The organism is Mesorhizobium sp. B2-8-3, assembly GCF_006440815.1.
Lineage (GTDB): Bacteria > Pseudomonadota > Alphaproteobacteria > Rhizobiales > Rhizobiaceae > Mesorhizobium.
Genome location: NZ_VFTW01000016.1, coordinates 1 through 21,175 on the forward strand (window position 1 = coordinate 1; position 21,175 = coordinate 21,175).

23 protein-coding genes are annotated in these 21,175 nt (G+C 63.1%); 19 read left to right on the forward strand and 4 right to left on the reverse strand.

The genetic code is table 11. The annotated features are described in order from the left end of the window. Positions 1–485 precede the first annotated feature (485 nt). From FJ418_RS21310 to FJ418_RS21335, 6 genes are all read left to right on the forward strand, one after another. The gene (locus FJ418_RS21310) at positions 486–1,733 is read left to right on the forward strand and encodes an ABC transporter substrate-binding protein (RefSeq protein WP_140869159.1); all 1,248 of its coding nucleotides are present in this window, start codon (positions 486–488) and stop codon (positions 1,731–1,733) included. A 67-nt stretch (positions 1,734–1,800) separates the two neighbouring features. Then, positions 1,801–2,727: a YVTN family beta-propeller repeat protein gene (locus tag FJ418_RS21315; RefSeq protein ID WP_181167029.1), complete on the forward strand. Its 927-nt coding sequence runs from the start codon at positions 1,801–1,803 to the stop codon at positions 2,725–2,727. Positions 2,728–2,759: 32 nt separating this feature from the next. Beyond that, positions 2,760–3,206 (forward strand): hypothetical protein, encoded by a 447-nt coding sequence (locus FJ418_RS21320; protein ID WP_140868946.1) that lies wholly within the window; start codon positions 2,760–2,762, stop codon positions 3,204–3,206. Positions 3,207–3,247: 41 nt separating this feature from the next. Beyond that, positions 3,248–4,042: an ATP-binding cassette domain-containing protein gene (locus FJ418_RS21325; RefSeq protein ID WP_181167030.1), complete on the forward strand. Its 795-nt coding sequence runs from the start codon at positions 3,248–3,250 to the stop codon at positions 4,040–4,042. Then, positions 4,039–4,914, forward strand: a complete 876-nt coding sequence (locus FJ418_RS21330; RefSeq protein ID WP_140868949.1) for an ABC transporter permease — start codon at positions 4,039–4,041, stop codon at positions 4,912–4,914. Before FJ418_RS21325 ends, FJ418_RS21330 begins: the two co-directional genes overlap by 4 nt. Next, positions 4,914–5,540, forward strand: coding sequence for a hypothetical protein (locus tag FJ418_RS21335; RefSeq protein WP_140868951.1), 627 nt, complete (start codon positions 4,914–4,916; stop codon positions 5,538–5,540). Before FJ418_RS21330 ends, FJ418_RS21335 begins: the two co-directional genes overlap by 1 nt. A 17-nt stretch (positions 5,541–5,557) precedes the next feature. On the opposite strand, the gene FJ418_RS21340 is transcribed toward FJ418_RS21335, so the two are convergent. Then, entirely contained in the window at positions 5,558–5,758 is a 201-nt protein-coding gene (locus FJ418_RS21340; protein ID WP_140868954.1) for a hypothetical protein, read from the reverse strand. 213 nt (positions 5,759–5,971) lie between these two features. Then, a complete protein-coding gene (locus FJ418_RS21345) occupies positions 5,972–6,961 on the reverse strand; it encodes a LysR family transcriptional regulator (protein ID WP_140868957.1) in 990 nt (329 codons plus the stop codon). Positions 6,962–7,080: 119 nt separating this feature from the next. Here FJ418_RS21345 and FJ418_RS21350 point away from each other — a divergent pair, with 119 nt between their 5' ends. From FJ418_RS21350 to gph, 10 genes are read left to right on the forward strand one after another with little or no spacing between them, the layout of a single operon-like run. Next, complete coding sequence (locus tag FJ418_RS21350; RefSeq protein ID WP_140868960.1) at positions 7,081–8,130, forward strand: class 1 fructose-bisphosphatase; 1,050 nt, start codon at positions 7,081–7,083, stop codon at positions 8,128–8,130. 7 nt (positions 8,131–8,137) lie between these two features. Beyond that, the gene (locus tag FJ418_RS21355; RefSeq protein ID WP_140784150.1) at positions 8,138–9,010 is read left to right on the forward strand and encodes a phosphoribulokinase; all 873 of its coding nucleotides are present in this window, start codon (positions 8,138–8,140) and stop codon (positions 9,008–9,010) included. A gap of 10 nt (positions 9,011–9,020) precedes the next feature. Further along, positions 9,021–11,024, forward strand: a complete 2,004-nt coding sequence (gene tkt, locus FJ418_RS21360) for a transketolase (protein ID WP_140868962.1) — start codon at positions 9,021–9,023, stop codon at positions 11,022–11,024. A gap of 11 nt (positions 11,025–11,035) precedes the next feature. Then, the gene (gene fba, locus FJ418_RS21365; protein WP_140784152.1) at positions 11,036–12,115 is read left to right on the forward strand and encodes a class II fructose-bisphosphate aldolase; all 1,080 of its coding nucleotides are present in this window, start codon (positions 11,036–11,038) and stop codon (positions 12,113–12,115) included. 35 nt (positions 12,116–12,150) lie between these two features. Next, positions 12,151–13,611, forward strand: coding sequence for a form I ribulose bisphosphate carboxylase large subunit (locus FJ418_RS21370; RefSeq protein WP_140652881.1), 1,461 nt, complete (start codon positions 12,151–12,153; stop codon positions 13,609–13,611). Between the two features lie 11 nt (positions 13,612–13,622). After that, entirely contained in the window at positions 13,623–14,042 is a 420-nt protein-coding gene (locus tag FJ418_RS21375; protein ID WP_140784154.1) for a ribulose bisphosphate carboxylase small subunit, read from the forward strand. A 24-nt stretch (positions 14,043–14,066) separates the two neighbouring features. Then, positions 14,067–15,005: a CbbX protein gene (gene cbbX / locus FJ418_RS21380; protein WP_140707691.1), complete on the forward strand. Its 939-nt coding sequence runs from the start codon at positions 14,067–14,069 to the stop codon at positions 15,003–15,005. Then, the gene (rpe, locus tag FJ418_RS21385) at positions 15,002–15,688 is read left to right on the forward strand and encodes a ribulose-phosphate 3-epimerase (RefSeq protein ID WP_140652875.1); all 687 of its coding nucleotides are present in this window, start codon (positions 15,002–15,004) and stop codon (positions 15,686–15,688) included. Before cbbX ends, rpe begins: the two co-directional genes overlap by 4 nt. 19 nt (positions 15,689–15,707) lie before the next feature. Then, the gene (locus FJ418_RS21390) at positions 15,708–16,265 is read left to right on the forward strand and encodes a thioredoxin family protein (protein WP_140707693.1); all 558 of its coding nucleotides are present in this window, start codon (positions 15,708–15,710) and stop codon (positions 16,263–16,265) included. Further along, complete coding sequence (gene gph / locus FJ418_RS21395; RefSeq protein ID WP_140868965.1) at positions 16,262–16,960, forward strand: phosphoglycolate phosphatase; 699 nt, start codon at positions 16,262–16,264, stop codon at positions 16,958–16,960. Before FJ418_RS21390 ends, gph begins: the two co-directional genes overlap by 4 nt. Before the next feature lie 42 nt (positions 16,961–17,002). Here the strand turns inward: gph and FJ418_RS21400 are convergent, their stop codons facing one another. Then, positions 17,003–17,383 (reverse strand): cytochrome c family protein, encoded by a 381-nt coding sequence (locus tag FJ418_RS21400; protein ID WP_140640321.1) that lies wholly within the window; start codon positions 17,381–17,383, stop codon positions 17,003–17,005. Positions 17,384–17,921: 538 nt separating this feature from the next. Between FJ418_RS21400 and FJ418_RS21410 the strand changes: the two genes are divergently transcribed. The 3 genes from FJ418_RS21410 to FJ418_RS21420 all read left to right on the forward strand — a co-directional run bounded on the left by FJ418_RS21410 (position 17,922) and on the right by FJ418_RS21420 (position 20,447). Continuing rightward, positions 17,922–18,914: an ABC transporter substrate-binding protein gene (locus FJ418_RS21410; RefSeq protein ID WP_140868968.1), complete on the forward strand. Its 993-nt coding sequence runs from the start codon at positions 17,922–17,924 to the stop codon at positions 18,912–18,914. Between the two features lie 77 nt (positions 18,915–18,991). After that, positions 18,992–19,738, forward strand: a complete 747-nt coding sequence (locus FJ418_RS21415; protein WP_140640831.1) for an ABC transporter permease — start codon at positions 18,992–18,994, stop codon at positions 19,736–19,738. 49 nt (positions 19,739–19,787) lie between these two features. Then, the gene (locus FJ418_RS21420; RefSeq protein ID WP_246683154.1) at positions 19,788–20,447 is read left to right on the forward strand and encodes an ATP-binding cassette domain-containing protein; all 660 of its coding nucleotides are present in this window, start codon (positions 19,788–19,790) and stop codon (positions 20,445–20,447) included. Positions 20,448–20,503: 56 nt separating this feature from the next. Here the strand turns inward: FJ418_RS21420 and FJ418_RS21425 are convergent, their stop codons facing one another. Then, on the reverse strand, positions 20,504–20,857 hold the full coding sequence (locus FJ418_RS21425) for a hypothetical protein (RefSeq protein WP_140868971.1): 354 nt from the start codon (positions 20,855–20,857) through the stop codon (positions 20,504–20,506). Positions 20,858–21,175 lie beyond the last annotated feature (318 nt).

The following is a 21,175-nucleotide window of genomic DNA, read 5'->3' on the forward strand; positions in this document are numbered from 1 at the left end:
CCTTCGAGGTCCACCTCCATGATCTCAAGCGGCTTTCCGGCGGCAACGGCAACGGCGGCACGCGTTTTCATGAGGCAGTCCTCCCAGGGCAATCGAAAAACTTCATGTTCCGGCGGACTTGACGTCCGCCGGACAACAAAAAATACCGTTTCCAAGCCGTAGTGAGCTAGCAATAATCGAACGCTCTACCTCATAAGTCTATTCTACCAAGGTCCCCCCACCCTTCACCTGTTTCGAGGTGGCCACCCGATAGACGCGTTGCTTGATCTCGAGGATCGACCGGGAACTTTGCGCGCAGTTCGGCATGCCGCGATCCACTTGATCGCCGGCCGCCTTGCCGGCGGCGAATAGGACTAAAGCAGAAGTGGCAGGTCAGCTTACAAGGTTTGATAAATCCAACACGTCCGCTAAGTTTTCCGCGGGCACCTTGGCTTGGCGCCAGTCCGATAGGATTGGACCCGGCACGAGAGTGGGTAATGTTATCGATGACGAGCGCGGTGCCGACCACTCTCACGACCTTTTTGTGCTTTCTTTTCCTGGCCGCCAACATTTCCGGTGCGCCGGCTCAGGAAGCGAGCAAGCAACCGGCCGCAACGGCCAAGCCTGAAAAGAAGATCACCGAAATCAAGATAGGCTATTTGCGGGCATACGCGCCGCAGCTGACGCTTTCCCTGCTCGACCTGCCGCCAAGGGACGAGGGTGTTGCCGGCGCCAAGGTGGCGATCAGCGACAACAATACGACAGGAACGTTCCTCGGCCAGAAATTCAGCCTCGACATCACCGAAATAAAGCCGAACGCCGATGTGGTTCAGGCATTCGACGACCTGATCGTCAAGGGCGACCGCTATGTGGTCGCGGACCTCTCGGCCAGGCAATTGCTGTCCATCGCCGACATCGCGCGCGACAAGGGCGTGCTGATCTTCAACATCGGCGCCACCGACGACAGCCTGCGCGAGGAGGACTGCCGCATAAACGTCTTCCACATCGCGCCGACGCGCAGCATGCTGGCCGACGCGCTGGCGCAATATCTCATGGTGAAGAAGTGGCCGAACTGGGTGCTGCTCTACGGTTCGCATGAGCAGGACCATCTCTATGCCGATGCGTTGCGCCGCGCGGCTGCCCGTTTCGGTGGCCAGATCGTGGCGGAGAAGGAGTTCAAGGACTCCGGCACCGCCAGGCGCACCGACACCGGCGCCACGCAGATCCAGCAGCAGATTTCCGTGTTCACGCAGGACCTGCCGGAACACGACGTGGTGCTGGTCGCCGATGAGAGCGAGGTATTCGGAACCTATGTGCCCTACCGCACCTGGACACCGCGCCCGGTCGCGGGCACGGCGGGGCTTGTCGCCTCGTCATGGCATCCCGCGAGTGAGCAGTGGGGCGGCATCCAGATGCAAAGCCGGTTCCTGAGGACGACGGGCCGGCGAATGTTGTCCAAAGACATGTCGGCCTGGACGGCCGTGCGGGCCGTCGGCGAAGCCACCACGCGCACCAATGGCGACGATCCGAAAAAGATCAGCGACTATATCCGCTCGGACGATTTCTCGGTCGCCGCCTTCAAGGGCCAGAAGCTGACCTTCCGCAAATGGAACCTTCAGTTGCGCCAGCCGATCCTGCTCAGCGACGCCAAGTCGGTCGTCTCGACCTCGCCGCAGGAGGGCTACCTCCATCAGGTTTCCGAGCTAGACACGCTCGGCGTCGACCAGCCGGAGACGAAATGCGCCCTTAAGTAAAAAGCAATCGGGAGGAAAATCGGTGCAAGGACGAGCTTGTGCACTCGCCTTTCTCGCGACCGGCCTCATGGCCGGTCCGGCATCGGCCTATACGGCCTATGTCTCCAACGAGAAGGACAACACCATGACCGTCGTCGACACGGCGACGATGAAGGTGATCAAGACCGTCGATGTCGGGCAGCGGCCGCGCGGCATCACGATTTCGCCCGACGGCAAGTTCGTCTATCTGTGCGCCAGCGACGACGACACGGTCCAGATCATCGATACGTCGAGCCTTCAAATCGTGGGCGATCTGCCCTCCGGGCCCGATCCTGAATTGTTCGTGCTCTCGCCTGACGGCAAGACGCTTTACATCGCCAACGAGGACGACAATCTGGTGACCGTCGTCGATGTCGCGAGCAAGGCGGTGCTCTCGGAGATTCCGGTCGGCGTCGAGCCGGAAGGCATGGGCGTCAGCCCCGACGGCAAGACCATGGTCAACACCTCCGAAACCACCAGCATGGCCCATTTCATCGACACGCAAAGCCATGAGGTGACGGACAACGTCCTGGTCGATACGCGCCCGCGCTTCGCCGAATTCAAGCCCGACGGCTCCCAGGTTTGGGTCAGCGCCGAGGTCGGCGGCACGGTAAGCGTCATCGACAACGCCAAGCGCCAGGTGGTGAAGAAAATCCAGTTCGCGATCAACGGATTGCGGGCCGAGACCATCCAGCCCGTCGGCATCGCCATAACCGCCGACGGCAAGAAGGCCTATGTCGCGCTCGGCCCGGCAAACCATGTCGCGGTGATCAACACCGAAACCTACGAAGTGGAAAGATACATCCTCGTCGGCCAGCGCGTCTGGCATCTCGCCTTCACCCCCGACCAGAAGACGCTGATCACCACGAACGGCAACTCGAACGACATCACCTTCATCGACACGGCGACCGATGAACCGGTCCAGTCACTCACCGTCGGCCAGCAGCCGTGGGGCGTGGCCATATCGCCGAACTAGCGATGTCCCAAGCAAGCCAGGAAGTTCGCTCCATGAAGACCAGTCGCATGATTGCCTTGGCCGTTCTTGTCGGGCTGGCGGTTGCCCCGCTCGCGGCCAGTGCCGACGACGATGATGCCCCGAAGGTGACGCGATCCAGCAAGAACCTCCCCGAGCTTGTCCTGGGCTCGGACAAATCCAGCTACGACGTCAATCGGACGGATTTCGAACTGGTCGCCGGCCAAGGCTATCGCTGGAAGATCACATCTCACGGCGGCTTCGAATACAAATTCATGACCGATCTCTGGCGCAACGTCTGGATTGACCAGATCGTCATAAACGATCTCGAGGTGCACATGGCCGGCGCACCGGCCTGGTTCGAATTCGACGATGCGGGAACCATATTGGTTCAGTTCCACACCGTGCGCCCCGGCGAATACACGTGGTCCGTCGCCGACCTTGCCGACAAGGGCCTGAAGGGCAAGATCACAATCAAATGAAAACCGGCAAATGAGGACCGGGCGCACATGAGAACAGGGTGATGGGCGTGCAGCATGTACGGACAGGCGGTTCGGGAAATGAGGTGGCGGCGCTCGACGTCGTCGGCGTCAGCCATTCCTACGGTCCCAAGCGGGCGCTGAACAACGTGTCCTTCTCGATCGCCCCGGCGACCTTCACGGTGCTGCTCGGCCTCAACGGGGCGGGCAAGACAACCTTGTTCTCGCTGATCAGCCACCTTTACGACACCCGCCATGGATCGATCCGCATCTTCGGCCATGACATCCGCCGCGCTTCCGGCGAAGCGCTCAGATGTGTCGGCATCGTATTCCAGGCACGTACGCTCGACCTCGATCTCAGCGTGTACCAGAACCTCTCCTACCACGCCTCGCTGCACGGTATCGGCGGCGGCGAAGCCCGGCAGCGCATCGCCGCCCTGCTCGAAACGGTCGACATGCGGGGCCGCGAGCATGACAAGGCCCGTTCTCTCTCCGGCGGCCAGATGCGACGGATCGAAATCGCCAGGGCGCTGCTCCACCGCCCCTCCCTGCTGCTGCTCGACGAGGCGACCGTCGGTCTCGACGTCCAGTCGCGCGCCGGCATCCTGGCCACCATCCGCAGGCTCGTCGAAACCGAAGGCATCGGCGTTCTGTGGGCCACGCACCTGATCGACGAAGTCGACGACAGCGACCATGCCGTCGTGCTGCGACAGGGCAACCTTGTCGCCAGCGGCACGGTGTCCGATCTCATCCAGGCCAGCGGCGCCGGTTCGATCCGCGACGCCTTCTCGAAGTTCAACCGCAGCGAGACGACCGGCATTGCGGAGATTTCGCCATGAGCACGTCCGCGACGCCGCAAAAGGTCGCCTCCGTCACGCCGGTGAGGTCGGACGCGTTCGGTCTGCGCCACTATCTCGTCTGCCTCAAGGGCATCGTCCTGCGCGAGTGCCTGCGTTTCCTGCATCAACGCGAGCGCTTCATCTCCTCGCTGGTCAGGCCGCTCGTCTGGCTGTTCATCTTCGCCGCCGGCTTTCGCCAGGTGCTCGGCGTCTCGATCATACCGCCCTATAAAACCTACGTCCTTTACGAGGTCTACATCACGCCCGGCCTGTGCGGCATGATCCTTCTGTTCTCAGGCATGCAGTCTTCGCTGTCGATGGTCTACGACCGCGAGATGGGCAATATGCGCACCCTGCTTGTCAGCCCGTTTCCGCGCTGGTTTCTGTTGGTGTCCAAGATGCTCGCCGGCGTCGCCGTATCGATCGCGCAGGTCTACGCGTTCCTGATCGTGGCCTGGTTCTGGGGCGTCAAGGCGCCGCCCCTTGGCTACCTGTTCGTGCTGCCGGCGCTGTTTCTGTCGGGCATGATGCTTTGCGCCCTCGGGATGCTTTTGTCCTCTGTGATCAAGCAACTCGAAAACTTTGCCGGCATCATGAACTTCGTCATATTCCCTGGCTATTTCGCCTCACCCGCCTTGTATCCGTTGTGGCGCATCCAGGAAGCCAGCCCTCTCCTCTACAAGATCTGCATCGTCAATCCGTTCACCTACGCGGTCGAACTCATCCGCTTCGCCTTTTACGGGCAGGTCGATTGGGTGTCGCTGGGCGTCGTCGCCGGATGCACGCTGCTGTTTCTGGCCGGAGCCATCATCGCCTACGACCCCTCGCGCGGCCTGATGACCCGCAAGCAGGATACGGGAGGAAATGCCTGATGACGGGAATGCTTGCTCGCAGCCTGGTTGTGGTCGCCATGCTAGCGCCGGGCGCGAATGCCGGGGCGGCGACCGCCGATCCGGGCTGGCCCTGCGTCCAGCGCAAGGTGCCGCAATTGTCGCTCGGCCAGGTCTGGAACGGGCCGGACCTTCCGCCGTCGGCCAAGGACTGGTCAAACGACTCATCGGTCTCCGCCCTTGTCGAGGACGTCTCGGCGCGGCGGCTGCCGCTCGGCGACGCTCAGAAGGAGATCAGGGATTTTGCGGCATCGCTTCCGGCCGAGCAGCTTGCGCCGAAAATGGCGATGCTCGTGCAGGGCATGTTCGACCACATGGACGCCGAGCGTTCGCACGTCATCTCCGGCATTTCCCGTTATGCCCACAGGCAGCTCGAAATGGCCGCCGACTTGCGCAAGCAAGCGTCCGACGTCGATGCGTTGCGAGCAAAGCCCGGCGCGGATCAGGACGAGGTCGAGCGGCGGACCGACCAGCTGAATTTCGCGACGCGGATCTTCACGGAGCGCACGCAATCACTAACCTACGTCTGCGACGTGCCGACGATAATCGAGCAGCGGCTTTACCAACTGGCCAAGACCGTCTCGGAGACGCTTGCCGCGAAGAAATAACTCTTCCTGGAATTGCTCTAGCTGCTCCGGCCGGGCAGCACGCGCCAGCGCTGCACGAAATAGCCGGGATGTGTGTCCAGCCAATGCGCGACCAGCGGCTGTGCCTGCATGAAGGCCACTCCGGGATTCATGGCCAGGCCGTCCGCTATTTCCTCGCGTTGCTCACAGGTCTGCGGCACGGTCGTCATGCAGACCATCATCACGATTGTATAAAGCATTGCCCCTTCCCCTTCGAAATCCCGAACCCCACGCCGGGACGCATGCGATTTGCCTGCAGGTTTGGCTGCCCTTCCGCCTTGTGTGAATTGCTGCCCTACCCTTCCATTAGCAATATGCCATGCAGGCCTGCCGACCACCATGGCGATGACCCATTGCTCACGCCCTTCCCCAACCTTTTCGCACGATCCCCGACAGCCGATATGTCAGGCGTTTCACTTGGGCCGCCTTGCAGGCGTTCTCGCTTGCCGTGTCGGCGCTGCTTCATCCGCTTCGGCATGTGGATACAGTTTGCCGAACAAAGGCAGGTAAGTCGCGCCCTTGCGCATCAGGAAATCGTTGAAGGTTGCCATCGCGGGCGAGATCACGTGATCGGTGCGCATCACCGAAAACCATTGCCGGCGGATCGGCATACCAGCCACATCGAGAATGACGAGCCTACCGGCTTCCGTTTCCGCGGCGATGGTGTGGGCGGAGATGAAGGCAATGCCGAGACCTGCCATCACCGCCTGCTTGATCGTCTCGTTCGACCCCATCTCGACGCCGAGATCGTCGATCCGGCCAGGCACGTCGCTCAAGAATATCTCCAGCGAGATGCGCGTGCCCGAGCCTGGCTCGCGGATCAGGAAATGCTCCTCGGCGATCCTTTCCTTGGAAATGTCGCGTGCCGAAACCAGCTTGTGTTCGGGCGGCGCGATGATGACCAGCGGATGGTCGCCGAAGACCGAAGCGCGCACCGAAACTTCCTTGGGGGGACGGCCCATCAGCGCGATGTCGATGTCGTGATTCTTCAGCCTGTCGATCGTTTCGGCTCTATTGCCGATGGCAAGCCGCATGTCGATGTCGGGATGTCCCTTCATGAAGCCGGCCATCAGCCGCGGCGCGAAATATTTGGCGGTGGAGACGACGCCGAGCCTCAGGCTGCCGGCGCGCACGCCCTTGATGGCGTCCATCTCGTCTTCAAGCATGCGCAGCCGCTCCTCGATGGCCTGCGCCGCCTCGACGAAGGCCAGCCCTGCGGTAGTAGGACGCATGCCGTCCGACGTCCGGTCGAACAAGGCCAGCTGGAACTCCTCCTCCACTTGTCGCAACTGGATCGTAACCGCTGGAGGAGAGAGGCCTAACACCTTGGCCGCGCTCACGATTTTCCCGTGGCTAACGATGGCTTGGACGGTCTTGAATTGCTTGAGCGTGAGAGTCCTCATGCAGCATACTAAATTATTTTTAGCATCAAGGTAAAGTTATTGAATTTTACTTATCTTGGACCGTTTGGTTTCATCTCTCCATCCGGCGCCTGGGAAATACGCCGGACCGGGAGGTTACGATGCCAGCGGCAACGCTCGACGCTTTTCTGAACTCCTATCTCGGCGACCTGCCGGACAAACGCCGATCCGCGGTCGTCGCCACCGTCCGTCAGTTCACGCAGGCGGCTACCAAGGTCCGCAATGCCATCAACCAGGGAGCGCTCGGCGCCGCTTTTGCCGGGACCCGCGGCGCCAATGCCGACGGCGATGTCCAGAAGGATCTCGACGTCTTCGCCGACGATATCTTCCTCGACGCCATGCGTCGCGCCCCGGTCGCGCTCTATGCCTCCGAGGAGCTGGAGCAGCCGGTCCTGCTCGACAGGCAAGCCCCCCTCGCCGTCGCCATCGACCCGCTGGACGGCTCCTCCAACATCGACACCAACGTGTCGGTCGGAACGATTTTCTCGCTCCTCCCTGCAACTGGCGCGCCGGACGCCGATCCGGCCGCCTCCTTTTTGCAGGCAGGCGCGAACATGCTGGGCGCCGGCTTCTTTATCTACGGGCCGCAGTTGGCGCTCGTTCTGTCGCTCGGCAGCGGCACGCACGTCTTCGTGCATTCGACCAGGCTAGGCACCTTCGTCCAGGCCTACGAAAGCCGGATCATTCCGGAGCGGACCCAGGAGTTCGCCATAAACGCCGCCAACTACCGCCACTGGGACGAGGCGGTGCGCCTCTATGTCGATGACTGCCTGGAAGGCACCGAAGGCCCACGGGAGAAGGATTTCAACATGCGCTGGATCGCCTCTTTGGTTGCCGAATGCTACCGCATATTGATGCGCGGCGGCGTGTTTCTGTATCCCGGCGACCAACGCCGGGGTTACAGCCAGGGACGGCTTCGGCTGGTCTATGAGGCCAATCCGATTGCCTATCTGATCGAACAGGCGGCCGGTGCCGCGACCGATGCGATCACCCGCATCCTGGAAATCGAACCCGAGAGCCTGCACCAGCGCGTACCCGTGGTCTTCGGATCCGCGCGGGAAGTCGCGCGGATCGCCCGCTACCACACCGAACCCAGCGCCATCGGCGAGCGTGCGCCGCTGTTCAGCCGCCGCGGACTCTTCAGGGCCTGAGCGGAACATGTCGGCGAAGCACCCCATCATCACCATCACCGGGTCGTCGGGCGCGGGCACGACCTCGGTCAAGCGCATCTTCGAGATGATCTTCCGGCGCGAGAACATCGAGGCTGCCTTCATCGAAGGCGACGCCTTTCATCGCTACGATCGCGCCGCGATGAAGGTGGAGGTCGCCAAGCAGGAAAAGGCAGGCAACCCGAACTTCACCCACTTCCATGCCGAGGCCAACGAGCTCGATATCCTCGAGGAGGTTTTCGAGGAATATGGCCGCCGGGGAAGCGGGAAGACCCGCACCTACATCCATGACGAGGACGAGGAGAAACAGTACGGCACACCGCCCGGCCATTTCACCGAATGGCGCGAATTCGCGCCGAGCGACCTGCTCTTCTACGAAGGCCTGCATGGCTGCGTCGTCACCGAAAAGATCAATCTGGCCAGGCATGCGGACCTCAAGATCGGCGTGGTGCCGGTCATAAATCTCGAATGGATCCAGAAGATCCATCGCGACCGCGCCACGCGCGGCTATTCGACCGAGGCGGTGATGGACGTGATCCTGCGCCGCATGCCGGACTATGTCCGCTACATCGTTCCGCAATTCTCGCAGACCGCGATCAATTTCCAGCGCGTGCCGATCGTCGACACGTCGAACCCGTTCATCGCGCGCTGGATCCCGACCCCCGACGAATCGATGCTGGTGATCCGCTTCGCCAATCCCCGCGGCATCGATTTCCCTTACCTGCTTTCAATGATCCACGACTCCTTCATGTCGCGGCCGAATTCCATAGTGGTGCCGGGCAACAAGCTCGACCTTGCCATGCAGCTGATCCTGACGCCGCTCATCCTGCAATTGATCGAACGCAAGAAACGTGTGTCGTGAGGAGGATGCCATGACCACCCTGGCAGCACTAAAGTCCACCGCCGCAGTGTCCGAGCGCGACATGGCGAACGCCATCCGCGCACTGGCCATGGACAGCGTGCAGAAGGCCAGTTCCGGACATCCGGGCATGCCGATGGGCATGGCCGATGTCGCGACGGTATTGTTCAGCCGCTTCATCGCCATCGATCCGACGGCGCCGGATTGGCCCGATCGCGACCGGTTCGTGCTTTCGGCCGGACACGGCTCGATGCTGCAATATGCCCTGCATTACCTGCTCGGCTACCAGGACATGCCGATCGAGGAGTTGCAACGGTTCCGTCAGTTGGGCAGCCGTACTGCCGGGCATCCGGAGCATGGCCACGCGCTTGGTATCGAGACGACCACCGGTCCCCTCGGGCAAGGCATTTCGACCGCTGTCGGCATAGCGCTGGCCGAGCGCATGCTGGCCGCCCGCCACGGCGCCGATCTCGTCGACCACTACACCTATGTGATCGCCGGCGACGGCTGCCTGCAGGAAGGCATTAGCCACGAGGCGATCGACCTCGCGGGTCACCTGAAGCTCTCCCGCCTGATCGTGCTTTGGGACGACAACGCGATCTCCATCGACGGACCGACCTCGCTTTCGACATCGATGGATCAGCCGGCCCGGTTCAAAGCCGCCGGATGGCATGTGCAGTCGGTGGACGGCCACGACATGGAAGCCGTCGCTACGGCGATCGAGGCAGCACAGCATTCGGATCGGCCATCCCTGATCGCCTGCCGTACGGTGATCGGCAAGGGCGCGCCCAATCTTGGGGGTTCGGAAAAGACGCATGGCGCGCCGCTGGGCGATGCGGAGATCGCCGCGACGCGCGAAAACATCGGCTGGGCCCACGCGCCGTTCGAGGTGCCGCACGGCATCCTTTCGGCCTGGCGCGAGATCGCCGAACGCGGCCAGGCGGCGCGGCGCGCCTGGGAGCGGCGGCTTGCCGCCTCGGCGCGCCGCGAAGACTTCGAGCGCGCGCTTTCCGGCAAGCTGCCCGATGCGGTCTTCGAAGCGCTGAACGCCTTCCGCGCGGAGCATGTCGAGAAGGCGACCAAGGTCGCGACGCGCAAGGCCTCCGAAATGGCGCTCGCCGCGATCAACGGCGCAACCGAGCTGACGGTCGGCGGCTCCGCCGATCTGACCCATTCGAACCTGACGATCACCAAAGGCATGGATCGCATAGCGCCGGGCGACTATGCAGGCCGCTATATTCATTACGGCATTCGCGAGCACGGCATGGCCGCGGCCATGAACGGCATCGCCCTGCATGGCGGGTTCCTACCTTATGGCGGCACCTTCCTGTGCTTCGCCGATTATGCTCGCGGCGCGATGCGGCTCTCGGCGCTCATGAACCAGCGCGTCGTCTATGTGATGACGCACGATTCCATCGGCCTCGGCGAGGACGGACCGACCCATCAGCCCGTCGAGCACCTGGCGATGCTGCGGGCGACGCCGAACCTCAACGTCTTCCGCCCGGCCGACATCATCGAAACGGCGGAGTGCTGGGAACTGGCGCTGAAGAGCGGGAAGCGGCCGAGCGTGCTCGTGCTCTCGCGCCAGAACCTGCCGATGCTGCGCCAGGCACATGGCCACGGGAACCGGTCCGGCCGCGGCGCTTACGTCTTGCGCGAGCCATCCGCGCACCGCGCCGTGACGCTGATCGCCACCGGCTCGGAGGTCGAGATCGCCGTTGCCGCCGCCGAACGGCTGGAAACCCAGCACGGCGTCGCCGCCGCGGTCGTCTCGATGCCGTGCTGGGAATTGTTCGAGGAACAGGAAGCCGACTACCGCAAGTCCGTCCTCGGCTCGGCGCCGCGCGTCGCCATCGAGGCGGCCGCCCGTCTCGGCTGGGACCGCTGGATCGGCGACACGGGCGCTTTTGTCGGCATGACCGGCTTCGGCGCCAGTGCCCCCGCCCCTGACCTGTATCGGCATTTCGGCATCACACCCGAAGCCGTCGCCGCGGCGGCGCTGAAACTCATCATCTAGGAGGACCGACAATGGCCCGCATCACCCTTCGCCAGCTTCTTGACCATGCCGCCGAGCACGGTTACGGCGTGCCGGCATTCAACATCAACAACATGGAACAGGGCCTCGCCATCATGGAGGCGGCCAGGGCCTGCGACGCGCCGGTGATCATCCAGGCTTCGCGCGGCGCCCGCTCCTATGCCAACGACATCATGCTGTCCAGGATGATGGAGGCGTTGACCGAGATCCATCCGGCCATTCCGCTGTGCATCCATCAGGATCACGGCAACAACGAAGCCACCTGCCTTTCGGCGATCCGCCACGGCTTCACCTCGGTGATGATGGACGGGTCGTTGATGGCGGACGCCAAGACCCCGGCGAGCTACGACTACAACGTCGCCATCACCGAACGCGTCGCGCGCATGGCGCATTGGGTCGGCGCTTCCGTCGAAGGCGAGCTCGGCGTGCTCGGCTCACTGGAAACCGGCCAGGGCGAAGCGGAGGACGGTCACGGAGCGGAGGGCGCGCTGTCGCACGACCAGCTCCTGACCGATCCCGATCAGGCGGTCGACTTCGTGACCGCCACTCGCGTCGATGCGCTCGCCATCGCCTGCGGCACCTCCCACGGCGCCTACAAGTTCACGCGCAAGCCGGACGGCGACATCCTGGCCATGCAGGTGATCGAGGCGATCCACGAGAAGCTGCCTAACACGCATCTGGTCATGCACGGTTCGTCCTCCGTGCCGCAGGAGCTGCAGGACATTATTAACAAGTACGGTGGCGAGATGCCCCAGACCTTCGGCGTTCCGGTCGAGGAGATCGAGCGCGGCATCCGCTACGGCGTGCGCAAGGTCAACATCGACACCGATTGCCGCATGGCCATGGCCGGGCAGTTCCGCCGCGTCGCGACGCAGGATCCGCGTGAATTCGATCCGCGAAAATTCCTGAAGCCCGCCATGGACGCCTTGCGCGACCTCTGCCGCGATCGCTTCGAACGCTTCGGCACCGCGGGCAACGCCTCGAAGATCAAGGTCGTCGCCATGGACGAGATGGCCAAGCGCTACGCCGCGGGAAAGCTCGACCCGCAGATCGCAACCGCGAAAGCCGCCTGAGCGGCGGTCCGCCAAGCAAGGAAAGGACCAGACTCATGCCCAACAAATCCGAGACCGTGACCGGCAAGGACCGCTACAGATCCGGTGTGATGGAATACAAGAAGATGGGCTATTGGGAGCCCGACTACGAGCCCAAGGACACCGACATAATCTCGGTGTTCAGGATCACGCCGCAGGACGGCGTCGACCCGATTGAGGCCGCCGCGGCAGTCGCCGGCGAATCCTCGACCGCAACCTGGACTGTGGTCTGGACGGACCGGCTGACGGCGAGCGAAAAATACCGCGCCAAGGCTTATCGGGTCGACCCCGTGCCGAACGCGCCCGGACAGTACTTCGCCTATATCGCCTACGATCTCGACCTGTTCGAGCCGGGTTCGATCGCCAATCTTTCGGCATCGATCATCGGCAACGTCTTCGGCTTCAAGCCGTTGAAGGCATTGCGGCTGGAGGACATGCGTTTTCCCGTCGCCTATGTGAAGACCTTCCAGGGTCCGGCGACCGGCATCGTCGTCGAGCGCGAGCGCCTCGACAAGTTCGGCCGCCCGCTGCTCGGCGCCACCGTCAAGCCGAAGCTCGGCCTTTCCGGCCGCAATTACGGCCGTGTCGTCTACGAGGCGCTGAAAGGCGGGCTCGATTTCACCAAGGACGACGAAAACATCAACTCGCAGCCCTTCATGCATTGGCGTGAGCGGTTCCTCTACTGCATGGAGGCGGTCAACAAGGCGCAGGCCGAGACCGGCGAGATCAAGGGGACCTATCTCAACGTCACCGCGGCCACCATGGAGGACATGTACGAACGGGCCGACTTCGCCAGGGAGCTCGGCTCCAACATCGTCATGATCGACCTCGTGATCGGCTACACGGCGATCCAGTCGATGGCGAAGTGGGCGCGCAGGAACGACATGATTCTGCACCTGCATCGCGCCGGGCACTCGACCTACACGCGGCAGAAGTCGCACGGCGTTTCCTTCCGCGTCATCGCCAAATGGATGCGGCTTGCCGGCGTCGATCACATCCATGCCGGCACCGTCGTCGGCAAGCTGGAAGGCGATCCGGCGACGACAAGGGGCTACTACGACATCTGCCGCGAGGACCATAACCCGATGCGGCTGGAGAACGGCATCTTCTTCGACCAGCACTGGGCCTCGCTCAACAAGCTGATGCCGGTGGCGTCGGGCGGCATCCATGCCGGCCAGATGCATCAGCTCATCGACCTGCTCGGCGAGGATGTCGTGCTCCAGTTCGGCGGCGGCACGATCGGCCATCCGATGGGGATCGCGGCCGGCGCCACCGCCAACAGGGTAGCTCTCGAAGCGATGATCCTCGCCCGCAACGAGGGTCGCGACTACCTGCGGGAAGGGCCTGAGATCCTCGAGCGCGCCGCCCGCTCATGCCTGCCTCTGCGACAGGCTCTCGACGTCTGGAAGGACGTGACATTCAACTACGCCTCGACCGACACGCCGGACTTCGTTCCGGTGGCAACAGCCGCCGAATAAGGAGACAGACAATGCGCATAACCCAAGGGGCCTTTTCCTTCCTGCCCGACCTGACCGACGATCAGATCCGCGCGCAGGTGCAGTATTGCATCGACAACAAATGGGCCGTCAGCCTCGAGTTCACCGACGACCCGCACCCGCGCAACACCTATTGGGACATGTGGGGCCACCCGATGTTCGACAATCCGGACGCGGCGGCGCTGATGATGGAGCTCAACGCATGCCGCAAGCTCTATGGCGATCGCTATATCCGCGTCGTCGCCTTCGATTCCTCGCAGGGCTGGGAATCGGTGAAGCTCTCCTTCATCGTGAACCGCCCGGACGAGGAACCCGGCTACCGACTCGACAGGCAGGAAACCGCGGGCCGCATGATCCGCTACACCACCAGGCCCTACGCCGCCGACAGGCCGGCCGGGGCGAGATACGGCTAATCATCGCGACAGGAGGAAAATACCATGCCGGCGCCAGCCTTAGCCGAAACGCAAGTGCCGCAAGCCGCCGCCCCGGCGGCGATCGATCTGCGCGAGGAATTCGAAACGTCCGGCGTCAAGGACGTCCTGGCCGAGCTCGACCGCGATCTGATCGGGCTCGCCCCGGTCAAGCGACGCATCCGCGAGACGGCGGCGCTCCTGCTGGTCGAGCGGGCCCGCCGCCGCATGGGCCTCGCGCACGAAACGCCGACGCTGCATATGAGCTTCACCGGCAATCCGGGCACCGGCAAGACGACCGTCGCGCTGCGCATGGCCGACCTGCTGCATCGCCTGGGCTATATCCGCAAGGGCCATCTGGTTTCGGTTACCCGCGACGATCTGGTCGGCCAGTATATCGGCCATACGGCCCCCAAGACCAAGGAGATCCTGAAGAAGGCGATGGGCGGCGTCCTGTTCATCGACGAGGCCTATTATCTCTATCGCCCTGAGAACGAACGGGATTACGGCCAGGAAGCGATCGAGATCCTGCTGCAGGTGATGGAGAACCAGCGCGACGATCTCGTCGTCGTCCTCGCCGGCTATGCGCAGCGCATGGATCGCTTCTTCGAAAGCAATCCGGGATTCCGTTCACGCGTTGCCCACCACATCGACTTTCCCGATTATTCCGACGACGAGCTTCTCAGGATCGCGGAACAAATGCTCGAAAAGCAAAACTACCTGTTCGACACCGAGGCAACCGCCGCAATGGCCGACTACATCGCGCGCCGCCGCGCACAACCGCATTTCGCCAATGCCCGCTCGATCCGCAACGCGCTCGACCGGACACGGCTGCGGCAGGCCAACCGCCTGTTCGAGAGCGCTAGGGAACCGCTCGACGCCAAGGCGCTGTCGACGATCTCCGCCGAGGACATCACCGCCAGCCGGGTGTTCGCAGTGAAGCCCGGGGAAGGAGAAGGCAAATGACCGCAAAGACCATCATCGCCCCTTCCGTTCTGTCGTCGGATTTCTCGCGGCTCGGCGACGAGATCGAAGCGGTCGCGCGGGCGGGCGCCGACTGGATCCATCTCGACGTTATGGACGGACATTTCGTGCCCAACATCACCTTCGGCCCGCCGGTGATCAAGGCGATCCGCGATCGAACCGACAAGATCTTCGACTGTCATCTGATGATCGCGCCGGCCGATCCCTATCTCGCCGCCTTCGCCGACGCCGGTTGCGACATCATCACGGTGCACGCCGAGGCCGGGCCGCATCTCGACCGCTCGCTGCAGGCGATCAGGAACCTCGGCAAAAAGGCCGGCGTGTCGCTCAACCCGTCGACGCCGGAAAGCGTCATCGAATATGTCCTCGACCGGCTCGACCTAGTGCTTTTGATGACCGTCAATCCGGGTTTCGGCGGTCAGGCCTTCATTTCGGCGGTCATCGACAAGGTCAGGCGTGTCAAGGCGCTCGTCGGCCAGCGTCCGATCGACATCGAGATCGACGGCGGCGTCACGCCCGAGACGGCTCCCCTTGTTACCGCGGCCGGCGCCAATGTGCTCGTCGCCGGCTCCGCCGTTTTCAAGGGTGGCGCCGAGGCCGCCTATCGCGCCAATATTGGCGCGATCAGACAGGCGGCCGACGGAGCGGTCCGGCGAGCCGCGTGAACCACTTGCGGAGGATGACATGGCGGCAATCCCACCGGTCTGCGATTTCGGCTGGCAAGGCGTCGACGCCGTCTTGCCCGGCATCGACGGCAGATCGCATTCGATCTTCGGCCAGGCCGGACCCAACGGGCTGGTCGTCGCCTTCATCTGCAATCACTGCCCCTATGTGAAGGCGGTGATTTCGCGCATCGTGCGCGACGCCGACGACCTCAAGGCCGAGGGTATCGGCTTTGTTGCGGTCAACGCCAACGATGCCGACGCCTATCCTGACGATGGCTTCGACAACATGAAGCTCTTCGCCAGGGCGAACGCCTTCACCTTCCCGTATCTCCATGACGAGTCGCAGGCGGTGGCGCGCGCCTATGGCGCCGTGTGCACCCCGGATTTCTTCGGCCTCAACGGCGAGCTGACGCTGCAATATCGCGGCCGGCTGGATGCATCGCGACGCGAGGCCGGACAGCCTGGACTGAGACGCGATCTGCTGGAGGCGATGAAGCAGGTTGCCCGAACCGGTAACGGACCGCGCGACCAGATCGCTTCGATCGGCTGCTCGATCAAATGGAAGGAGGCCGCATGAAAGGCGCAAGCAAGCCCTTTGGGTCGCCAAGGGCGATCCTGTTCGATCTCGACGGCACGCTGATCGATTCGGCGCCCGACATCGCGGCGGCTGTGAACGAGCTGCTGGCCGGCCGCGATCTGCCGCCGCTCAGCGTGGATCGGGTCAGGGCGATGATCGGCGGCGGTGTCATGAAATTGGTCGAGCGGGCTTTCGCCGCCTCGGGGTCGCCGCTTGCCGGCAGCGTTCTCGAGGAAGCCAATCGCGACATGGCGCCGATCTACCGCAGACATCTGACTGGGCTGACGAAGCTGATGCCTGGCGTCAGGGAAGTTCTCACCCACTTCCATCTGAACGGAACGGCCATGGGCGTTGCCACCAACAAGCCGCAATTGGCGACGCGCGAAATCCTGCTGCATTTCCACTTGACGGAATATCTCGGCGCGATCGTCGGCGGAGATGCCGTGACAAACCTGAAACCGGCGCCTGACGCTCTGCTTCTGGCGCTCGACCAGCTTGGCGTCGAACCATACGAGGCGCTGATGGTTGGAGACAGCATCAGCGACGTCGGCGCCGCGCGCGCGGCCGGCATGCCGGTCGTTCTGCTGCGCGGCGGCTACACCCATGTCCCCGTCGAGGAACTGGGCGCGGACCTCGTATGCGACAGCTTGCTCGATCTGCCTTCCGCCATGCGGAGGCTGCGTGACGCCGCGTAGAGCGGCTCGGCGATTCTATCAACGCTGAACCGCTCTAGGCCGTCACTTCGAGAATTGCTTGAGATAGGCGATGACGTTGGCCACGTCCTTGTCGTCCTTGAGGCCTGCAAACGCCATCTTCGTGCCTTTCACCATGGCCTTTGGATCATGGAGATAGGTCGTCAGCGTCGGCTCGTCCCATTTGACGCCGGACTTTCCGGCCGCGACCATGGCCTGGGAATAGCTGAATCCCGGGTGCGTGCCGGCCGTGCGGCCGATGACGCCGTTCAACGACGGACCGACCTTGTTCTGGTCCTTGTCCGCGACGTGGCAGACCTTGCATTTGGTGAAGACCTTCTCGCCTGCCGCCGCATCCTGTGCGTAGGATTGGTCCGTAATGAAAGTAACCAGGAATATGGCGGCGAAAAATGCGATAGCGCGCATGGCAATTCCTCATTAATCGTCAAATCCCCGGCACGAGCAAAAAGCTAACCGGCGGATGGCGGAAGTCAATCATACGAAGGTCCAGACTGCCGCATCCGAGAGAGCCCATCCTGTACTTTCGACTTTGTTGACGGTCCTGGGGCGAGCGCGTAGCTTCAGGCCGTTCTGGATTCCCAAGGGCACCTCGGGACACCGGTCAGGCTGGTTTCATCCAGGCTGAGATTTGCCCAGGCAATGGGGGCGGCGGCATTTCGCCAGAGCGGGCGTCTTCGCGCGCGCAAGAGGTGCTGAATGAATATGGTCGACCTCATATTGACGGTTTGCCTGAGTGCCAATCCCGGCGATTGCCGAGACGAGCATCTCTATTTTGAAAGCCGCGGCTCCCTGTTCCAATGCATGATGCTGGCGCCCAGCGAAATCGCGAAATGGTCGCAGGAACACCCGGCCTTGAAGGTCAGGCGCTGGAAATGCGCTTTCCCGACGAAGGACCGGGCAATCTGACCGGCGCCCCTGTTTTGTTGCAGTCCCGGGAGGACGCATCATGATTTCGCGGCGGGAAGCGCTCCGTCTGGCGGCTCTTGGAACGGCGGCGATTGTCGGCTCACACGCCGTTGACGCCTCCGCCGCGTCAAAGCTTCGCATCGGCGTGCTGAAGTTCGGCACGGTGAGCTGGGAGCTTGATACGCTGAAGCAGCACAAGTTCGACGTCACCAACGGGATCGATCTGGACGTCATCAATTTCGCTGGGGAGGATGCGACCAATGTGGCGATGCTGGCAGGCGCGATCGACATGATCGTGACCGATTGGCTGTGGGTCTCGCGCCAGCGCTCGGAGGGCGGCGACGTGACATTGGCCCCCTATTCGACCGCCGTCGGGGCGATCATGGTGAAGGACGCATCGCCGATCCGCACGATCGCCGACCTCAAGGGAAAGAAGATCGGCGTCGCCGGCGGGGCCATCGACAAGAGCTGGCTGCTGATACAGGCGCTGGCCAGGCGCGATCACGGCATCGACCTGCCGGCGGTCAGCGATGTCGTCTTTGGCGCGCCGCCGCTGATTTCGCAAAAGGCCATTCAGGGCGAACTCGATGCGGCGCTCAATTTCTGGCACTTCTGCGCCAGGCTCGAGGCCGACGGCTTTCGTCGGCTGATCGGCGCCGGCGACGCGCAGATGGCGCTCGGAGCATCGGGTCCGGTATCCGCGCTTGGCTATGTCTTCCACGACAAATGGGCGAACGATAATCCGCAAGCCGTCCGCGGCTTCCTCAAGGCTTCCGCGCAGGCCAAGGATCTGCTGGCAAGGTCCGACGAAGAGTGGCTGCGCCTCGCGCCGGTCATCCGCGCCGACGGCAAGGAGCTGGCCAAGCTGCGCGACCGCTACCGCGAGGGCATCCCCAGGCGGCCGGTCGCCGAGGAGGCGGCCGATGCCGGCAGGCTCTATCGGGTGCTGGCCCGAATCGGCGGCGAAAAGCTGGTCGGCAGCGCGCCGGAGATGGCGCCCGGCACATTCTGGCGGGAGCCGCCGCAATGACCGCAAGAGACGGCGGCGATCGCACGCTCGGCGAAGCGGCCGGCATCTCCAGCCGTTCCGGCTCCGCTGCGACGCTGATGCCCGCGCTGACGGTGACAGTCTCCTTGCTCGGGCTTGGCCTGCTGTGGAGCCTGGCGGCGAATACCTGGCCGAGTCCCGCCTTTCCGGGACCAGGTGAGGTCTGGCAGGTGTTGCTGAGAGAGGCGGCGAGCGGCGACCTTTTCTACCACCTCGGCGCAACGCTGGGCCGGGTCGCCGCGGCGTATCTCGTCGCGATGATCGTCGGATCGGCGATCGGCATCCTCCTCGGCAGCTACCGCCGCGCGGACCGGTTCTTCAACCCCTGGGTCATCCTGTTCCTCAACATCCCCGCGCTGGTGGTCATCGTGCTGGCCTATATCTGGTTCGGCCTCAACGAGGCGGCGGCGATAGGCGCGGTCGCCGTGAACAAGATCCCGAATGTCGTGGTGACCATGCGCGAGGGCGCCAGGGCGCTGGACCCGAGTTACGCCGAAATGGCGGCCGTCTACCGCTTCGGTCCCCTCGACCGCCTTCGCCATATCCTGCTGCCGCAATTGCAGCCCTATCTGGCCGCGGCCTCGCGCTCCGGTATCGCTCTCATCTGGAAGATCGTTCTGGTGGTCGAACTGCTCGGCCGCTCCAACGGCGTGGGCTTCCAGATCCACCTCTATTTCCAGCTTTTCGACGTCGCCGCCATTCTCGCCTACACGCTGGCATTCGTGGCGGTGATGCTCGTGATCGAACTTCTTCTGGTGCAGCCCGTTGAACGACATGCAACCCGTTGGCGCCGCCGCTCCGCTTAGGGTCGACATCGCCGAAAAAACCTTCAGGTCCGCGCAGGGCGTCTCGGTCATGGCGCTGAAGAACCTTTCCTTCGAGGTCCAACAAGGCGAATTCGCCTGCCTGCTCGGGCCATCGGGCTGCGGCAAGACCACGACGCTGCGCATTCTGCTTGGGATCGACAGGCAGTTCTCCGGTTCTTTCCAGCTGCCCGAAGGCGGCTCGAACCGCATAGCCGCCGTGTTCCAGGAACCCACCCTGCTGCCCTGGCGCACGGTGGAACAGAATGTCAGGCTGGCGCTGCCGAAAGACCTGCGCGCGAAAAATCTCGACGCGCTGTTCGACACGCTCGGTCTCGCCGGCATGCGCTCGCTCTATCCGGCGGAGCTTTCGCTAGGCCTTGCGCGAAGGGCGGCGCTCGCGCGCGCCTTCGCGACCGAGCCGGCGGTGCTGTTCCTCGACGAGCCCTTCGTCTCGCTCGACGGACGGACCGCCGGGCAACTCCGGCGCCTGCTTCTCGACGTCTGGTCGGCCAGGCCCACGACCGCCCTGATGGTGACACACAACCTGACCGAGGCGCTAACGCTGGCGGACCGCATCATCGTGCTTGCGCCGAGGCCCTCGCACGTGCTCGGCGTTTTCGACATAGGGCTGCCCCGGCAACACCGCGGCCCCGAGGCGACGAACGGCCTTTTGCGATCGTTCCATCAGAAATTTCCGGGCGTGGCCTGACCGCCCCGGTCCATGCAGTTCCGGACGGAAAACCACTGCGGACTTTCCCGGATGCTTCAGAAGCAACGCACGTCTGCTTCGGCCTGCGCCTGCTTCAGCTCCGTCCGCGCGGCTTTCGCCGGCGCGCTTTCGCGGAACAGACCTGCATTCTCGCCTGTCGTCAGGGACAGGCTCTTGAAGGTCTCGGCCCTCTCATAATGGTCGTAAGGGAGGATCGAGGCGATGACGTCGATCGAGCATGAACAACTCTCCAGCGCCTGACGCGTCTGGCCGTTCGTCTGCATGCAGCCGAGCACGTAGTCGACAATCGTCGCCGTCGGGTAGTCCCCCGCGGCGCTGGCCGGGTTTGCAAGGACCATTGCCGGCGAAAAGAGGAGCGGAAGGATCGAAAATCCAACATATCTGACCATGAGAAATTCCTCCGATTGCCCGCGCGCGCTGCAGCGAGGCAGCACCATCGTGCCCAGTTGGCGGCATGCCGCAAGCCCGGTCAAGTTCTCACCGCCCCGGTATAGGACCAAAGGAGGAATGCCTTTCCCACCGACGGCAGCTCTCCAAAGCAGCTTCACGGCTCGTCCCAGCGCCCATCTTAGCGAGTATTTTTTCATAGCCAGATCAATGCGGACAACCAGAGATACCAAGCGAAATGAGGCACAAGAATATTTAGAAATATACTTAGAAGTCTATCACGCCTATAATACGATCATATTAGATATTGCATACGAAAT